The organism is Sneathiella chinensis (assembly GCF_012720115.1).
GTDB classification, from domain to species: domain Bacteria; phylum Pseudomonadota; class Alphaproteobacteria; order Sneathiellales; family Sneathiellaceae; genus Sneathiella; species Sneathiella chinensis.
Genome location: NZ_VNWN01000002.1, coordinates 184,593 through 198,839 on the forward strand (window position 1 = coordinate 184,593; position 14,247 = coordinate 198,839).

The 14,247-nt window shown below is 55.4% G+C and carries 14 protein-coding genes; 6 read left to right on the plus strand and 8 right to left on the minus strand.

Annotated elements, in window-relative coordinates:
* Window positions 1-36: 36 nt before the first annotated feature.
* Window positions 37-984: a ParB/RepB/Spo0J family partition protein gene (locus tag FQB27_RS00860; RefSeq protein ID WP_169558987.1), complete on the plus strand. Its 948-nt coding sequence runs from the start codon at window positions 37-39 to the stop codon at window positions 982-984.
* 58 nt (window positions 985-1,042) lie between these two features.
* Here FQB27_RS00860 and holA read toward each other — a convergent pair whose 3' ends face one another.
* The 4 genes from holA to FQB27_RS00880 form a co-directional block, all read right to left on the minus strand.
* Window positions 1,043-2,065, minus strand: a complete 1,023-nt coding sequence (gene holA, locus FQB27_RS00865; protein WP_169558988.1) for a DNA polymerase III subunit delta — start codon at window positions 2,063-2,065, stop codon at window positions 1,043-1,045.
* Window positions 2,066-2,563 (minus strand): LPS assembly lipoprotein LptE, encoded by a 498-nt coding sequence (lptE, locus tag FQB27_RS00870; RefSeq protein ID WP_169558989.1) that lies wholly within the window; start codon window positions 2,561-2,563, stop codon window positions 2,066-2,068. It lies immediately after the preceding gene.
* A complete protein-coding gene (leuS, locus tag FQB27_RS00875) occupies window positions 2,550-5,114 on the minus strand; it encodes a leucine--tRNA ligase (protein WP_169558990.1) in 2,565 nt (854 codons plus the stop codon). The genes lptE and leuS overlap by 14 nt, the downstream gene beginning before the upstream one ends.
* A 114-nt stretch (window positions 5,115-5,228) precedes the next feature.
* Window positions 5,229-5,771 (minus strand): DUF3576 domain-containing protein, encoded by a 543-nt coding sequence (locus tag FQB27_RS00880; RefSeq protein WP_169558991.1) that lies wholly within the window; start codon window positions 5,769-5,771, stop codon window positions 5,229-5,231.
* Window positions 5,772-6,174: 403 nt separating this feature from the next.
* Here FQB27_RS00880 and FQB27_RS00885 point away from each other — a divergent pair, with 403 nt between their 5' ends.
* A complete protein-coding gene (locus tag FQB27_RS00885; protein ID WP_169558992.1) occupies window positions 6,175-7,248 on the plus strand; it encodes a porin in 1,074 nt (357 codons plus the stop codon).
* A gap of 218 nt (window positions 7,249-7,466) precedes the next feature.
* Window positions 7,467-8,243, plus strand: coding sequence for a sulfotransferase domain-containing protein (locus FQB27_RS00890; protein WP_169558993.1), 777 nt, complete (start codon window positions 7,467-7,469; stop codon window positions 8,241-8,243).
* Here the strand turns inward: FQB27_RS00890 and FQB27_RS16920 are convergent.
* Complete coding sequence (locus tag FQB27_RS16920) at window positions 8,185-8,820, minus strand: thiamine phosphate synthase (RefSeq protein ID WP_169558994.1); 636 nt, start codon at window positions 8,818-8,820, stop codon at window positions 8,185-8,187. The genes FQB27_RS00890 and FQB27_RS16920 overlap by 59 nt on opposite strands.
* Before the next feature lie 132 nt (window positions 8,821-8,952).
* Here FQB27_RS16920 and FQB27_RS00900 point away from each other — a divergent pair, with 132 nt between their 5' ends.
* Complete coding sequence (locus FQB27_RS00900) at window positions 8,953-9,621, plus strand: YggS family pyridoxal phosphate-dependent enzyme (protein ID WP_169558995.1); 669 nt, start codon at window positions 8,953-8,955, stop codon at window positions 9,619-9,621.
* Between the two features lie 38 nt (window positions 9,622-9,659).
* On the opposite strand, the gene FQB27_RS00905 is transcribed toward FQB27_RS00900, so the two are convergent.
* Window positions 9,660-11,060, minus strand: a complete 1,401-nt coding sequence (locus FQB27_RS00905; protein ID WP_206374147.1) for an MATE family efflux transporter — start codon at window positions 11,058-11,060, stop codon at window positions 9,660-9,662.
* A gap of 116 nt (window positions 11,061-11,176) precedes the next feature.
* Between FQB27_RS00905 and FQB27_RS00910 the strand changes: the two genes are divergently transcribed.
* Complete coding sequence (locus FQB27_RS00910) at window positions 11,177-11,818, plus strand: TetR/AcrR family transcriptional regulator (protein ID WP_169558996.1); 642 nt, start codon at window positions 11,177-11,179, stop codon at window positions 11,816-11,818.
* Here FQB27_RS00910 and FQB27_RS00915 read toward each other — a convergent pair.
* Window positions 11,807-12,313 carry a L,D-transpeptidase family protein gene (locus FQB27_RS00915; protein ID WP_206374149.1) on the minus strand — a complete coding sequence of 169 codons (507 nt, stop codon included), beginning with the start codon at window positions 12,311-12,313 and terminating at the stop codon, window positions 11,807-11,809. The genes FQB27_RS00910 and FQB27_RS00915 overlap by 12 nt on opposite strands.
* Before the next feature lie 55 nt (window positions 12,314-12,368).
* Here FQB27_RS00915 and FQB27_RS00920 point away from each other — a divergent pair, with 55 nt between their 5' ends.
* Window positions 12,369-13,271: a DMT family transporter gene (locus tag FQB27_RS00920; RefSeq protein ID WP_169558997.1), complete on the plus strand. Its 903-nt coding sequence runs from the start codon at window positions 12,369-12,371 to the stop codon at window positions 13,269-13,271.
* Here the strand turns inward: FQB27_RS00920 and FQB27_RS00925 are convergent.
* Window positions 13,264-14,241, minus strand: coding sequence for a hypothetical protein (locus FQB27_RS00925; RefSeq protein ID WP_169558998.1), 978 nt, complete (start codon window positions 14,239-14,241; stop codon window positions 13,264-13,266). The two genes, FQB27_RS00920 and FQB27_RS00925, sit on opposite strands and share 8 nt — an antisense overlap.
* Window positions 14,242-14,247: the final 6 nt, after the last annotated feature.

Genomic DNA, 14,247 nt, shown 5'->3' on the forward strand with positions numbered 1-14,247 from the left:
CCTGTCCTTACTATAGAAACGGAAAAAGCGGTCATAATGTCGGACGAAGCAGGAAAAAGGAAACTGGGACGCGGATTGTCCGCCCTTTTGGGGGATGATGTCTCGGCGGATTATTCCGAACTGGATAAAATTCGGGCCTCCAAGGAGGTCCCGGTGGATCAATTGGAACCCAGCCCGTTTCAGCCTCGGCAGGATTGGGATCAGGAAGCCCTGGAAAGTCTGGCCAGTTCCATCGCCGAAAAAGGCATTCTTCAGCCCATTCTGGTACGGCGCAATCCTGATGATCGGGATATGTACCAGATCATTGCCGGTGAACGTCGCTGGCGGGCGGCCCAGATTGCCCAGCTTCATCAGGTCCCGGTTATTATCAAGGAACTGTCCGATGTGGACAGCCTTGAAATTGCGATCATTGAAAATATCCAGCGGGAAGACCTGTCCGCCATTGAAGAGGCGGAAGGCTATCGCCGTCTGGCCGATGAATATAATTACACGCAGGAAACGCTGGCCAAGCAGCTTGGGAAAAGTCGCTCTCATGTGACAAATACCATGCGCCTTCTCAACCTGCCCAAGTCCGTCCAGTCCATGATCCGGTCCGGGGATTTGAGTCCGGGGGCAGCCCGAACCCTGATTACCGCCGATGATCCGGAAAAACTGGCCAAGAAAATCGTCAATGAGGGCCTTTCTGTGCGTGCAGCAGAGAAATTGGCTTATAAAAAACCGGCTCATAGAGCGAGCTCAGCGTCCCGGAGTACGAAAGATCAGGATACGCTCGCTCTAGAAGGGGATTTATCAGCGGCAATTGGGCTGAAAGTTGGCATAAATCACAAGGGAGACAGTGGCGGAAGCATCACGATTTCCTATGATCATCTGGATCAACTGGATGATATTTGCCGTCGCTTGACCCGTCATTCCCTGATAACCGGGGGCGATGAAGATCCCTTTGAAGGGGATATTGCGGCCGCACTGGACGAAGATTTCCGATAGAGAAATATATTGTATTTCAATAGCTTGTGGTGATTTTTCCGATTTTTGATCGGGAAGATCAGCGCCGGCGATTGGCCATGGCAATGCGCAAGAGCGCCCGGCGGCAGATGGTTTCCGCCGGATAGCCGGTGGTCTTGCAGGCCATTTCCGCCTCAAGCGTGATGGACAGGCTGGTTGCCATATGGGCCGCGTTTTTCCCTGACAATTGCATTGTCGCTTTTTGCTGGTTGAAAAAGGGAATTCCGGCTTTTTTGATGGCTTCTGACGAAGAAACGCCGCGATCCATGAACAGGGCAGCCTTGTGAAGCTGTTTCAACTGGTTCTGGATCATGCGAAGGAAGGCAATGGGGGATTCGCCCGAGAAGAAGGCCTTGTTCAGACTTTTTTCCAGAAGGGGAATATTGCCAAGCAGGGCCGCGTCAATCACGTCAAAAACATTTTCGGCGGAACTGTCACCAATCATGGTTCTGACATCATCAAGGGTGATGGGGGTGGTATCATCCCCTTTATAGAGAACCAGTTTGTCCAGTTCCTGACGGGACAGCGCCCGGTCACCGCCGAGATTTTGCCGGAGATACTCAACCGCATCCGTATTGGCGGACAAACCGGCATTTCCAAGAACTTCGCGGATCAGGGCCGTAATATCCTGCGCCTTGTCCTTGTAGCAGGCGATTATTACCCCGAAAGAGGCACCGCTTACCAGCTTGACGAGAGAGGCCGTTTTCTTCAGATCCCCAGCCTCAATCACGATCAGGGTGTTGGAAAGATCCGCATCCAGTGCCGGTTTCAACAGGTTGGTATGGGTATTTCCGGCGCCCCGAATGCGCACCACCCGCTCACCGCCCATCATGGAAATGGCGGTGACCTCGTCCATCAGACGGGCCGGATCATCGGAGAGGTCGCCGGCAGCAATTTCGGAATAGCAGAAGGGGTCATCAAGGCTGTCTACTGCGGTCAAACACAGGGCTTTTGATCGTTCCCGGACCAGCCCCTCATCCTGACCATAGACCAGAAAAACCCGGATTTTCTTATCCGGTTTCTTCAGGAAGTTTGACAGTTGTGCTGCCTTGAATTCCGCCATTTATCGGCTCATGTAAACGGAAAGCTGACGGTGGATTTTCTCGGCCAGAACAAGGGCTGACCGCTTGCGGGCATTCTTTTCAGCGGCAAGGTTGGCAAAGTCCGAATCCACAATATTGAAGGATGCGATGGACTGGGCGCTGCCCTGATACAGGGTGTTCTTGCCGGTGGAATCAAGCAGCGTATAAAGCGCCGACAGGGTCAGGTTATAGCGCGTGGTCGAGTCGTCTTCCTTAATGGCAAGTCCTTGTTTTCGCTCGCTAATCTTGACCATAAGACGATATTTTGTGCCGTCCGGTGTCCCGGCAGGCGTTACCCGGTCGAGAAGCTCGTTGCGGACAATCTGGCCGGTTCGCCCCTCAATCGGCATGACATAGGTGGCGGCCAGCCTGTCACGCACGACCGAGCTGTCGTTCTGTTTTCCGTAAAGCGGCTGAAACCCGCAGGCCCCTGCAAGAAGGGCCAGCGAGATCGCGCATATCTGTTTAAATGACAACATTCACAATCCGGTTTGGGACAACAATGACCTTGCGAACAGGATTATCCCCGATCGCCGTTTGAACATTCGGCTGGGCAAGGGCGATTTCCTCAACCTTGGCCGCATCCTCATCCTTGGCCACCTCGATCGTGGCGCGCAGCTTGCCTTTAACCTGAACCGCCATGGTAACCGTGTTATCCACGGTCAGGCTTTCGATGGCAACCGGCCACGGACTGTCGGCCAAAAGCACGTCATGACCCACGGTTTGCCACAGTTCTTCGGCCAGATGGGGCATCATGGGGCCGACGAGGCCGATCATGATTTCCATGGCTTCCCGAAGGGCGAAGGCATCGCCTTCATTACCCTCAGCGGGTTTGAAATCGGCAAGGGAACTCATGAACTTGTACAGGGCGGCGATGGCACTGTTGAAATGCAGTTTCTCGATATTGTCTGTGACCTGCACAATGGTCTTGTGGGCCTCTTTCCGAAGGGACAGGGCCGCATCGGAGAAGGTATCCGGGGCAGGGGTGCCAGACGCCGCAGCCTTGTCCGCATTCTCGGTTACAAAGCGGTGCAGGCGATGCTTGAAGCGCCATGCGCCGGTGGCACCGGCATCGGTCCATTCCATATCCCGGTCGGGCGGGCTGTCGGACAGCACGAACCAGCGGGCCGCATCCGCGCCGAACTTGTCGATGATCTCGCCCGGATCGACAACGTTCTTCTTGGACTTGGACATTTTCTCGACGCCGCCAATGGTGACGGGCTCGCCTGTTTCCACATGGACCGGTTCGCCGGCATCATTGTGGACAACCTCGTGCGGGAACAGCCACGTGCCGTTCTTGCTGCGATAGGTTTCATGGGTGACCATGCCTTGCGTGAACAGGCCGCTGAACGGCTCCTTGATGTCCACGGCACCGGTTTCCTGCATGGCGCGGGTAAAGAAGCGGGAATAGAGAAGATGCAGGATCGCATGTTCAATACCGCCAATATACTGATCCACCGGCAGCCAGTAATCCACATCATCCTTGCTGACGGGATCGTCGTTGCGCGGGGCACAGAACCGGGCAAAATACCAGGAACTGTCCACGAAGGTATCCATGGTGTCCGTTTCGCGAACCGCATCGGCGCCGCAGGACGGGCAGGCGGTGTGTTTCCAGCTTGGGTGATGATCCAGCGGGTTGCCCGGCTTGTCAAAGGTGACGTCTTCCGGCAGTTCGATCGGCAGGTTTTCCGCCTTTTCAGGAACGGTACCACAGGCATCGCAGTGGATAACCGGGATCGGGCAGCCCCAATAGCGCTGACGGGACAGGCCCCAGTCGCGGAGGCGATAGTTCAACGTGGCCTCGCCGCGACCGCTTTCTTCCAGGCGGCGGATAATCTCGGTTTTGGCGGCTTCGCTGTCCAGACCGTTCAGGAAATCGGAATTGACGATTTTTCCCGGATCCGTATAGGCCGTATCACCGATCGGTTCGTTTTCCGCCCCTTCAGGAGCGACAACGCGAAGGACTTCAAGATCATATTTGCGGGCAAAATCAAGGTCACGCTGATCATGGCCGGGGCAGGCGAAGATGGCGCCGGTGCCGTAATCCATCAGGACAAAGTTGGCCACATAGATGGGCAGGGTCTTGCCTTCGATAAAGGGATGATCCACGGTCAGGCCGGTGAAAACGCCTTTTTTCTCTGCTTTTTCAATGGCTTCCTCGCTGGTTCCCATACGGTGGCACTCGGCCACAAACTCGGCAATAGCGTCATTGTCCTTCATCAGTTTCTGGGTCAGCGGATGGTCCGCTGAAATGCCCATGAAGCTGGCCCCGAACAGCGTGTCTGGCCGGGTGGTGTAGATTTCCAGCGTGTCATCGGATCCGGTGATCTGGAAATGAACGCGGGCACCGCGGGACTTACCGATCCAGTTTTCCTGCATCAGGCGGACTCGGTCCGGCCAGCGGTCAAGGCTTTCAAGCCCGGTCAGAAGGTCGTCACTGAAATCGGAGATCCGGAACATCCACTGGTTCAATTTACGCTTTTCAACGAGGGCACCGGAGCGCCAACCGCGCCCGTCGATGACCTGTTCGTTGGCCAGAACAGTCATGTCAACCGGGTCCCAGTTGACCCAGCTTTCCTTGCGGTAAACCAGCCCTTTTTCAAGGAAATCAAGGAACAGCTTCTGTTGTTTGCCGTAATATCCCGGATGACAGGTGGCCAGTTCCTTGCTCCAGTCAAGGGACAGGCCCATGCTTTTCAGTTCGGTCCGCATGTTGGCGATGTTGGCATAGGTCCATTCGGCGGGGTGAACCCCCTTGTCCCGTGCGGCATTTTCCGCCGGCAGGCCAAATGCGTCCCATCCCATGGGGTGCAGGACGTTGAACCCCCGGGCCCGCTTGTACCGCGCCACCACGTCGCCCATGGTGTAGTTCCTGACATGGCCGATATGGATATTCCCGGACGGATAGGGGAACATTTCCAGGACATAGTATTTGGGGCGGGAGGTGTCGGTCTCGACCTCAAAGGTTTTTTCCTGCTCCCATCGGGACTGCCATTTGGCTTCGATTTCTTTCGCGTTATAGCGGGACATAGTCTTACTACCGGGTTCGTCGTCAGTGAATATCAAAAATGAAAATGTGCAGCACGTCCGTACTGCACATCTGTAATGAACGGTTGCGGAGGCATTTGCATCCCGGGGTGGGGATCAGTTGCCTTCGCGGGTAATCCTGAGTTCCCGCGCCCGTTTCAGGATCGCGTTTTCAAGATTGGTAATTGTTTTCGGTGTCAGCTCAACCGGGATCCAGTTGTTGGTGGTGTCCAGGTTCTGTTTGAAGGCCGCAACCCGAAGGCCGTCTGCCCGAAGCCTGCGATCCAGAATATAGACCGTCACCTTGAAACGCTCGCCCGGGGATTCCGGCGGGATATACCAGTCGGTGATGATCACGCCGCCAAATGGATCGGCGGATGTCAGGGGCATGAAGGACAGGGTGTCAAGGGAGGCACGCCACAGATAGCTGTTGACGCCAATGCCGCTGCCACCCTGTTCGCTTTCAAGGCTCTTGGACCCGCCGAACAGGCCACCATCACCAAAGATTGTTTCGTCGGTGGGACGACCGGTCTGGTAGACCTTGCCTTTATATTCTTCAGGGAAGCTGGAGGATGTACCCAGATTACTACTACATCCTGTCAGGCCGATGGCAAACAACAAGGCAAGACAGGCACCCAACCGGAAGCGGCTCAACTGCATAGACCAAATCCTTAAATTTCACGCCCCTGCCGTTATGGAAACAGGGGGAACAGAATCACGTTTCCCGCAGTCTAATGCAGCTTTTCCTTTGGAACAACTGCGGAAACGGAACAAGGCGGGCAAGCGGGCCTCTTTTTTATCGCTGGGTTGGTTGTATTCCCTGCATATCCATAAAATTTATCGAAAATTACCGTACGCTCAATACGAGAATCGAGGTGCAGGTGACGGTTTGTGACTTTTTGAGCACAGTTTCTACAAAATAGGGAAAACGCCGGGGGGCATCTGCTTGACCGGTGAGGGCAACAGGCGGTTTACTCGCTCTTGGCTAACAGGGCCCTTGCTGCCTTGCGTCGTTAATTTCAAACTTATTTTCTCTGGCTTGTATGAGCGGAGGGGAGACAAAATGAAAAAAGTAATCTTGGGCACAACAGCTTTGGTCGCTGCAAGTGCACTCACAGCCGGTACAGCTTCTGCCGCTGAAGGAATTAAACTGAACCTCGGTGGTTACCTGCAGTCTTCATTCGTCGTTGCTGACTACGACGATGGCGATCAGCTGCCGACAGACGTTCGTCACGAAGGCGAAGTTTTCTTCACTGGTTCCACAACCCTGGACAACGGCCTGAAATTCGGTGTCAACATCCAGCTCGAAGCTTACACAGCTTCTGACCAGATCGACGAAACTTTCATGTTTGTTGAAGGTTCTTTCGGTCGTGTAAACGTCGGTTCTGAAGACTCTGCTGCATACCTGATGCACTACTCTTCTCCGTCACCGGTTCCGGCTTGGGGCCTGGTTTCTCCGAACGCCAACGCTTCTGGCCTCGGAAACCCGTCAACTCTGCCGAACGAACTGGGCGACTCTGACAAGATCACCTACTTCACACCGCGTTTCGCTGGCTTCCAGGTTGGTGCTTCTTTCACTCCGGACGGAGATAAAGAAACAACAAGCGCGACTGTTTACGCTCCGATCGCCAACGAAGGCGTTGAAGACGAAGCATACTCTTTCGGTGTAAACTACCAGAACACCTTCAACGATTTCTCCGTTGGCGCGTCTCTGGGTTACCAGCTGATCACTCGTGACCTCGCTGTTCTTGAGGACACAGACGAAATCGCAGCCGGCCTGACTGTTGGCTTCGGTGGCTTCAACGTTGGTGCAGCTTACAAGTTCACCGACAACGATTCCGGTATCGAAGATCTGGAACGCGAAGACTGGAACGTTGGTGTAACCTACGGCCAGGGTCCTTGGGAAATCGGCGTACAGTACGCTGGTGTTAAGTACGACGATCTGGGTGACGGCGATCTGCACGCTTGGGTCATCGGCGGTAACTACGTTCTCGGCCCGGGAATCACCGCATTCGGTGGCGTCCAGTTCTGGGATGCTGACGATGAATATGTATTCGTCAACGATGCTCTGTCTGGTGTTTCCGGCACAGGCAACGACGCGACTGTATTCTTCGTAGGTACAGCTCTCTCCTTCTAATTCGAAGGACAGAAACCGTATTACGGGAGGGACAGGCTTTTGGCCTGTCCCTTTTTTATTGCCTGAAATCTTCAGGGGGAAGACCTGCGCTTGCCTGTGCCCGTGGCCAGTGTGTAGATTACGGGTCAGTTGTTTGAAACCTATTGTCAAAGAAGAGCAGGTGATCCATGGGCGGCATCATGTGGCTGGCATCCTATCCAAAGTCTGGAAATACGTGGATGCGGTCTTTTCTCAGCAACCTGATCCAGAACAAGCCGGATGCGGTCAATATCAATGAACTGTCTCAGTTTGCCTATAGCGATAGCCAGAAATTCTGGTATGAGCAGGCGGCAGGCGGTTCTCTTGATGGGCTTTCAGCAGAACAGAAAATGGCCCTGACCCCGAAGGCGCAGCGCCTGATGACGGCATCCCGGCCCCAGTCCGTCTTTGTGAAGACCCATAACCAACTGGCGACCAACCATGGTGTTCCCTTTGTCACTGCAGAAGAAACCGTGGGCGCCATCTATATCGTTCGCAATCCGCTGGATGTGGCGATCAGCTACGCCAACCATTCGGGAATCAGCATCGATGAAAGCATCGATTTCATGAACAACCCGGCGGCCGATACGCCCGAAGACGCGTATAAAATGCCGCAAAGCTACGGGACCTGGTCAAACCATGTGACAAGCTGGCAGAAATTCAATCCGCGATACCTGCATTTCGTTCGCTATGAAGACATGCTGCTGAAGCCGGGCAAGACCTTCTCCGGTGTGGTTAAGTTTCTGGGGATCAAGGTTCCCAAAAACCAGATCGCCAAGGCCATCAAGCAATCCTCTTTCAAGGTTCTGCAAAATCAGGAACAAAAGGAAGGCTTTTCAGAACGGCCCGACAGTGCGGACCGTTTTTTCAGAAGTGGCAAGGCCGGTGAATGGAAAACCGTTCTGAGCCCGGAACAGGTCACCAGGATCGTCGATGCCCATCACGATCATATGGAGAAACTGGGATATCTGCCCTGACGGTTCCGAGCGACCGGAATTCACCTTTTTCAAAGCCGTCAATGGCGCCAAACCCGGCAAAGGGCAGCAGGGAAAGCTGTTGCCAGCTTTTGGGGGTGATACCACCAAGCGCATAAACCGGGATCGGGATATCCCGAAGCAGGAGGCCTGCCCGCACCGGCCCCAGGGTCCTGGCACCCGGATGACTTCGGGTTGGGAACAGGGGGGAGAGAAAGGCCGCATCCGCACCGACCCTGGCGGCCAGATGAAGACTTCTTCTTGAATGGCAGGCCACCGTAAAGGTAAGCCCGGGATATCGGGATTTTAGCCGGGGCACCTGCGGTATCCGGTATTCAGGCAGATGGCATCCGGGCACCTTCAGGCGGGCCGATAATGCCGGATCATTCGAAATTGAAAGCCTTAATCGCCGTTCTTTGCAAATTTCGGATAGTTGTTCGGCCATATTTGCACGATCGGGCGTGTTATAGTGGCGCAGGATAATACCGCATCCCTTCGGAAGCTGATCCGCTATTCGACGGGGATCAAGACCGCGTTTATCATCGGTAAAATAATAGAAGGGCGCCAGGATATGTTCCATTCAGGGACCGTATCACCCGCCCTGTGATTTTCACAAGCATCATTGAGAAGGTTTTTTTTACCCCGCGCTTCTGCTATCAGCTTGGATGGAACCGCCGCCGCACCTGTAGCTGCAACTTTAAGGGCCTGTAAGATGACTGATATTGCTAAAAACCTGAAGGAAATCGGGAACCAGATCGAGAAAACCGCCAAACGGTGGGAACGGCAGGCTCAGGACGTGACGCTTGTTGCGGTATCCAAGAAACAGCCTGTGGAAAAGATCGAGGCCGCATTGGAGGCCGGACAGCGTGTCTTTGGGGAAAACCGCGTACAGGAAGCCCAGCAGAAATGGCCGGCACTGAAAGACCGGTTTTCGGATATTGAACTGCACCTGATCGGCCCGCTTCAGACCAACAAGGCGAAAGAGGCGGTGGCCCTGTTCGATGTGATCCAGACCGTGGATCGGCCAAAACTGGCGCGAATTCTGGCCGAGGAAATGAAAGCCGCAGGAAAGACCATCCCGGTTTATGTTCAGGTCAATATAGGCGAGGAAGAACAGAAATCAGGCATCCTTCCCAAGGATGCGGATGCCTTTATCGAAAGTTGCCGCACCGAGCATGGCCTTGATGTCGCAGGGTTGATGTGTATCCCCCCGGCAGAGGAGCAGCCGGCCCCGTTTTTTGCCATGCTGGCCCGGATCGCCGCGCGAAACGGCCTTGAAAAACTGAGCATGGGCATGTCCGGGGATTACCAGATCGGGGTCCAGTTCGGGGCCACCTCCGTTCGGGTGGGCACCGGTATTTTTGGCGAGCGGGAGGGCTAGTCCCGTTCATCCCATAGGGGCCGAGGAAGGCCGCACCGTCAGGTTTGCAAAGCGGCTCGGGTCTGAAGAAAGCGGGTCCAGTCACCGGATCGCCGGGTCAGAAGGCCAAGGACCACAGCGGTTAGCCCAAGTGCCACCAGATCGGCCACCGGGGTCGCGTACCAGCTTCCCATTTCCCCCATGACGGCCGGCAGGCCCAGGATCAGGGGCAGGGTGATGAAATAGATTTTCGTCAGGCCCAGCAACCCGGCCCGGCCTGCATCCCCGATCGCCTGAAAGAAACCCGGCAGCATGAGCAGCGGCCCGAACAGGAAATAGGTCAGGGTGACAGGGGGCAGAATGCGCGCGGTTTCCAAAATGACCGCGGCATCATCCACGAAGATATCCGCGATGGGACCGGGCAGGATCAGGAATACCAACTGCAAAAGGATGCAATAGGTTCCGGACAGCAGAAGCGACAGGCGCAGGCTTCGCAGGGTTCTGTCCCATTGTCCGGCCCCGAAATTGTTACCGACAATGGATTGCTGCGCCAGCGTCAGGCCCAGCAGGGGCATATAGCCGAAGGTCATCAACCGGGTGACAATGCCATAGGCGGCCATACTGGTTTCATAGGTGTCCCCATTCCAGACCTGCAACTGAAAGATGATGCTGGCGGAAATAACGGAAACCCCCACATAGCTGAGGCTGGGCGTGATGCCGAGCAGCAGATATTCCCCCCACCGACCGAGACAGGCGGTGATATGCCGGAGCCGGAATTTCAGGGAATCCTCCCGCGAATAGATATAGACGAGGGCGCCAAGGATGGCCAAGGCCTGGGCCATAACGGTGCCGTAGGCGGTGCCGGCAACCCCCATCTGGAATTCCACCACCAGAATATAGTTGAACAGGATATTCAGCAGGGTGGACAGCAGACTGATGATGGTCAGGGAACCGATCATCCCCTGACAGCGGAAACTGTCGCTAATCAGGGCAAGAATGAAGAACAGGAAGGAAAACCAGATGGTGATGGATATATAGGTATATCCCATGCGGGCCAGCGGTTGTGATCCATTGGCAATCCCGTTGATCACGGAGGTGCCAAACAGCGCGAACAGGGTGATCAGGGAGAGGCAGATGACAGCGGACAGGGCAAGGGCACTGACAACGGCCTTCTCGCTGTCCTCGCGCCTGCCAGCCCCCAGCAGGCGGGCCAGAACACTGGCATAGCCGGAGGAGACAAGGGTGCCAAGGGCAATGACCATCATGAACAGGGGAAAGACCATGGTCACGGCGGAAAAGGCATCGGCGCCGACAAATTCACCAACAAAATATCCATCCACAACCGTGAACAGACCATTGGTCAGCATGACCAGAATGATGGGCGTGGCAACTTTCGCGTATAGCAACCCGAGGGAGCCGCGCAGAAAGATGTTATCTTGTGTGTTGATCCCCGTTTCCATTCAGGTATCCTTTATCTGGGTGCCAAATGCTTGCTTTTTATGAGCAGGTTGTTACTTTTACAAAGTGTAATTGACGATGTCAATTGACAATGTCAATTTTAAAATAGAGGTTTGCGGTGTCGAGGACCCTGAGCGAAGAACAGAGAGCCAGGAAAAAGGCTGAACTGGTGGCGGTTGCCATCGAGATTCTGGAGACGGAAGGGTTTAACGCCCTGACCCTTCGGCGTCTTGCCGCCAAGGCCGGGATCAGCCGGACCACCCCTTACCTGTATTTCAAGGACAAGGCGGATTTGCTAGTGGCGGTCTGTGTTAATACCTTCCGTTTTCTGACGGAACAATGCCGAACCATTATCGAGGATAACCCGACCCCGGTGCAGCAGGTCACGGCCTTTGGCGAGAATTACCTGAAATTTGCCCTGAAAAACCCGGTCCTTTATCAGTTGACCTTTGCCCCGGAAACCACCCGCGAGGAAGTCGCCCCGGAAGTCATGGAAGTGGTTGAGGAATATAACACCCTTCTGGCGGTGCCCATGCAACAGGCCTATGACGCCGGGCATTTCCTGTATCCACCGGATCGCCTGAATGCGGTTCTGTGGGCGGCGCTTCACGGTATGCTGTCGCTCCACTGGTCGGGTCATCTGGCGGAAGAGGACCAGTTCGACCAGATTTTGGCGGATATGAGAAATATCCTCGCGTTCGGTTTTATCAACCGGGACAAGGTCCGAGAGGATTATCCGGACCTGATGTCAGGAAATTGACAGTTCCGTTTCCGGTGTGACGAGGGATAAAAGCTCCAGAAGGTCGGGTTTTGACAGGGCAACGCAGCCTTCGGTCCCCTGATAGCCCTCTTTCGCCACATGCATGAAGATGCAGCTTCCCTTTCCGGGAACCGGGGGGTCGTCATTATGGCCGAGAACCACCACCAGATCATACAGATCATCATCCCGTTTCATCACTTCATGACTGGCGGAAAAGGGAAGCGCTACCGGCCGGTTATAGTCACTGTGGGCGGGATCATCACACCATCCGTCCTGATCCCCGATAACATGGGTTGGCAGGGCCGAGACCGGCCGTTCCATCCGGTCCGCCCGGTAATAGAGGGAGCGGAGCGGATAAATGCCGATGGGGGAGGCATGGTCCCCTTCGCGCTTGTCAGCCGTGACACCGGCCTTGCCAAGGGCGCAGTCAAACTCCCGGCCCAGAAACCGGAGCACGCCTTTATGAGAATTTAGTGCTTTAACCTCTATCATCATGGTTGTAGTCTAGCCTTCTCTTTCCATGTTTTCACCCTGATTCTGGATGATGTAGATGTCGAACAAGGCGCAGCCTATTGACATGATGGTTCTGGTGGGTCTCTCCCTGATGTGGAGTTCCAGCTTTGTCTTTATCAAGATTGCCGTGGAAACCATCACCCCCTTGAGCGTGGCAACCGGGCGGATTTTTATTGCGGCGGTTGTCCTCTATCTGGTCATGAAGGTGAGGGGGCTGACTTTACCCACAGACCTTAGAAGCTGGATTTTCTTCCTGTTGATCGGCATTATTGGCAATGCACTTCCGTTTTTCCTGATCAGTTGGGCGGAACTGACCATTGACAGTTCCGTGGCGTCGATCCTGATTGCGGCGGCCCCGTTGGCCAGCTTTCTGATCGGTCATTTCGCCACCACCGATGAACGGCTAACCCTGATGCGGACAACAGGGGTGCTTTTGGGATTTGCCGGGATCATTGTCATGATTGGGCCGGAAGCCCTTCTGAAACTGGGGGTAAATGCGGTGAGCCAACTGGCGATTGTGGCCGGGGCAACCTGTTATGTGACGGCCGGTTTCATTGCCCGGAAAATGCCGCCTCTGGCGCCGGAAACGCGGGGGACCGGCGTGTTGGTGATGGCCAGCGTTATCACGGTTCCCATCTGTCTGGTGGTGGATCAACCGTGGACCCTTGATCCCAGCCTGGAATCCCTGACCGCCCTTGTTGCCATTGGCATTTTCCCCACCGCCATGGCGACCCTGATGCTGTTTTTCCTGATTATCCGGGTCGGGGCCACCTTTGTGGCGTTGAATAACTATATCAACCCGGTTCTGGGGGTGGTCTGGGGATATCTGCTGGCCAGTGAAATCCCGACATTGCAGACATGGGCCGGACTGCTGCTTATTCTGGGCGGGTTGATCGTCACCCAGATCCGTGCCGTTCGCGGCCCGGCAAAGGTCAGATAGTCCTGTTCATATATTCATAATCCCGTGACGAGGTATGGGTTTCATAGGCCCGAAGGGCTGCTGCAGGCGCGGGGGCGGAGGCCTCTTTCGCAGTGGCAGATGGCTGGGTCACAGGCTCGGCCTTACGAGCGGGGCCGGTTGTCCCATTCTGGAAATGGCTGAGGATCTGGTGCATTTGCTGTTCGGTCAGGGCCTTGTCTTCCAGCGACTGAAGATGACCCAGACTGCGCCCAAGATCAGGCGGTGGCCCTTTCCATTGCAACCCCATGGGAAGGGGGGCTGCGGGTCCGGTTTTGCTGTCAATGCCATCGTCCTCGGCCTCGGCCCCCGCCGCCACCTGTTGGGCCGGGTGTGAAGCGGGTTGCGCCGCACCGACATCATCCGGAACAGGGACAATGGTGGCCCCTTTCGGGCCGAATGCGGCTGCCAGAGCGGCCAGATCCTGTGTCTTGATGGATGGGGGCTGCGAGGTCTCTTGCGGGCCTTGCCGGGCCATCTCCGGCTGCTTTGGGAGCGTTTCAGAGGTTGTATCCCCGACTTCGACCGAGGCAGGATCGGCTTTGGCCAGAATATCGGTCGGTTCATCCGAGAACATCGCGAGGACATGATCACCCATATCCTTGCCGGTTTCACTTTCGATGGCTGTATTGACCACCGAGGCGGCAAACCCGACCACGCCGCCAAACAGGCCGCCGCCGATCATGCGGGACCCGGCACTGATCTCATCCCCGGTGACATTCCGGTACAGGGAGGAAACCACGGGGATATGTTGCAGGGGATTGATGATGTCGAGAAAATCGTCGAAGCCGAACCCGTCCTTTCCGAACATGGAAAAGTCTGACGAACCATCCGCTGTTTTCGCAGGGCCGGACGGGGATGCCTCGGCCTGATAGCGGGGCATACCGGACAGCCCGGCGAAATTCCGGTCCAGATAGGCGTATGGGTCAGATGTAATAGGGCTAACCGACATTTTTTT

What these genes read in the sequence shown, in the direction of transcription:
- FQB27_RS00860 (WP_169558987.1), top strand. Translation starts at nt 37, where the DNA reads ATGTCGGACGAAGCAGGAAAAAGGAAACTGGGACGCGGATTGTCCGCC.
- holA (WP_169558988.1), bottom strand. Translation starts at nt 2,065, where the DNA reads ATGGCGGAATTCAAGGCAGCACAACTGTCAAACTTCCTGAAGAAACCG.
- lptE (WP_169558989.1), bottom strand. Translation starts at nt 2,563, where the DNA reads ATGTTGTCATTTAAACAGATATGCGCGATCTCGCTGGCCCTTCTTGCA.
- leuS (WP_169558990.1), bottom strand. Translation starts at nt 5,114, where the DNA reads ATGTCCCGCTATAACGCGAAAGAAATCGAAGCCAAATGGCAGTCCCGA.
- FQB27_RS00880 (WP_169558991.1), bottom strand. Translation starts at nt 5,771, where the DNA reads ATGCAGTTGAGCCGCTTCCGGTTGGGTGCCTGTCTTGCCTTGTTGTTT.
- FQB27_RS00885 (WP_169558992.1), top strand. Translation starts at nt 6,175, where the DNA reads ATGAAAAAAGTAATCTTGGGCACAACAGCTTTGGTCGCTGCAAGTGCA.
- FQB27_RS00890 (WP_169558993.1), top strand. Translation starts at nt 7,467, where the DNA reads ATGCGGTCTTTTCTCAGCAACCTGATCCAGAACAAGCCGGATGCGGTC.
- FQB27_RS16920 (WP_169558994.1), bottom strand. Translation starts at nt 8,820, where the DNA reads ATGGAACATATCCTGGCGCCCTTCTATTATTTTACCGATGATAAACGC.
- FQB27_RS00900 (WP_169558995.1), top strand. Translation starts at nt 8,953, where the DNA reads ATGACTGATATTGCTAAAAACCTGAAGGAAATCGGGAACCAGATCGAG.
- FQB27_RS00905 (WP_206374147.1), bottom strand. Translation starts at nt 11,060, where the DNA reads ATGGAAACGGGGATCAACACACAAGATAACATCTTTCTGCGCGGCTCC.
- FQB27_RS00915 (WP_206374149.1), bottom strand. Translation starts at nt 12,313, where the DNA reads ATGATGATAGAGGTTAAAGCACTAAATTCTCATAAAGGCGTGCTCCGG.
- FQB27_RS00920 (WP_169558997.1), top strand. Translation starts at nt 12,369, where the DNA reads ATGTCGAACAAGGCGCAGCCTATTGACATGATGGTTCTGGTGGGTCTC.
- FQB27_RS00925 (WP_169558998.1), bottom strand. Translation starts at nt 14,241, where the DNA reads ATGTCGGTTAGCCCTATTACATCTGACCCATACGCCTATCTGGACCGG.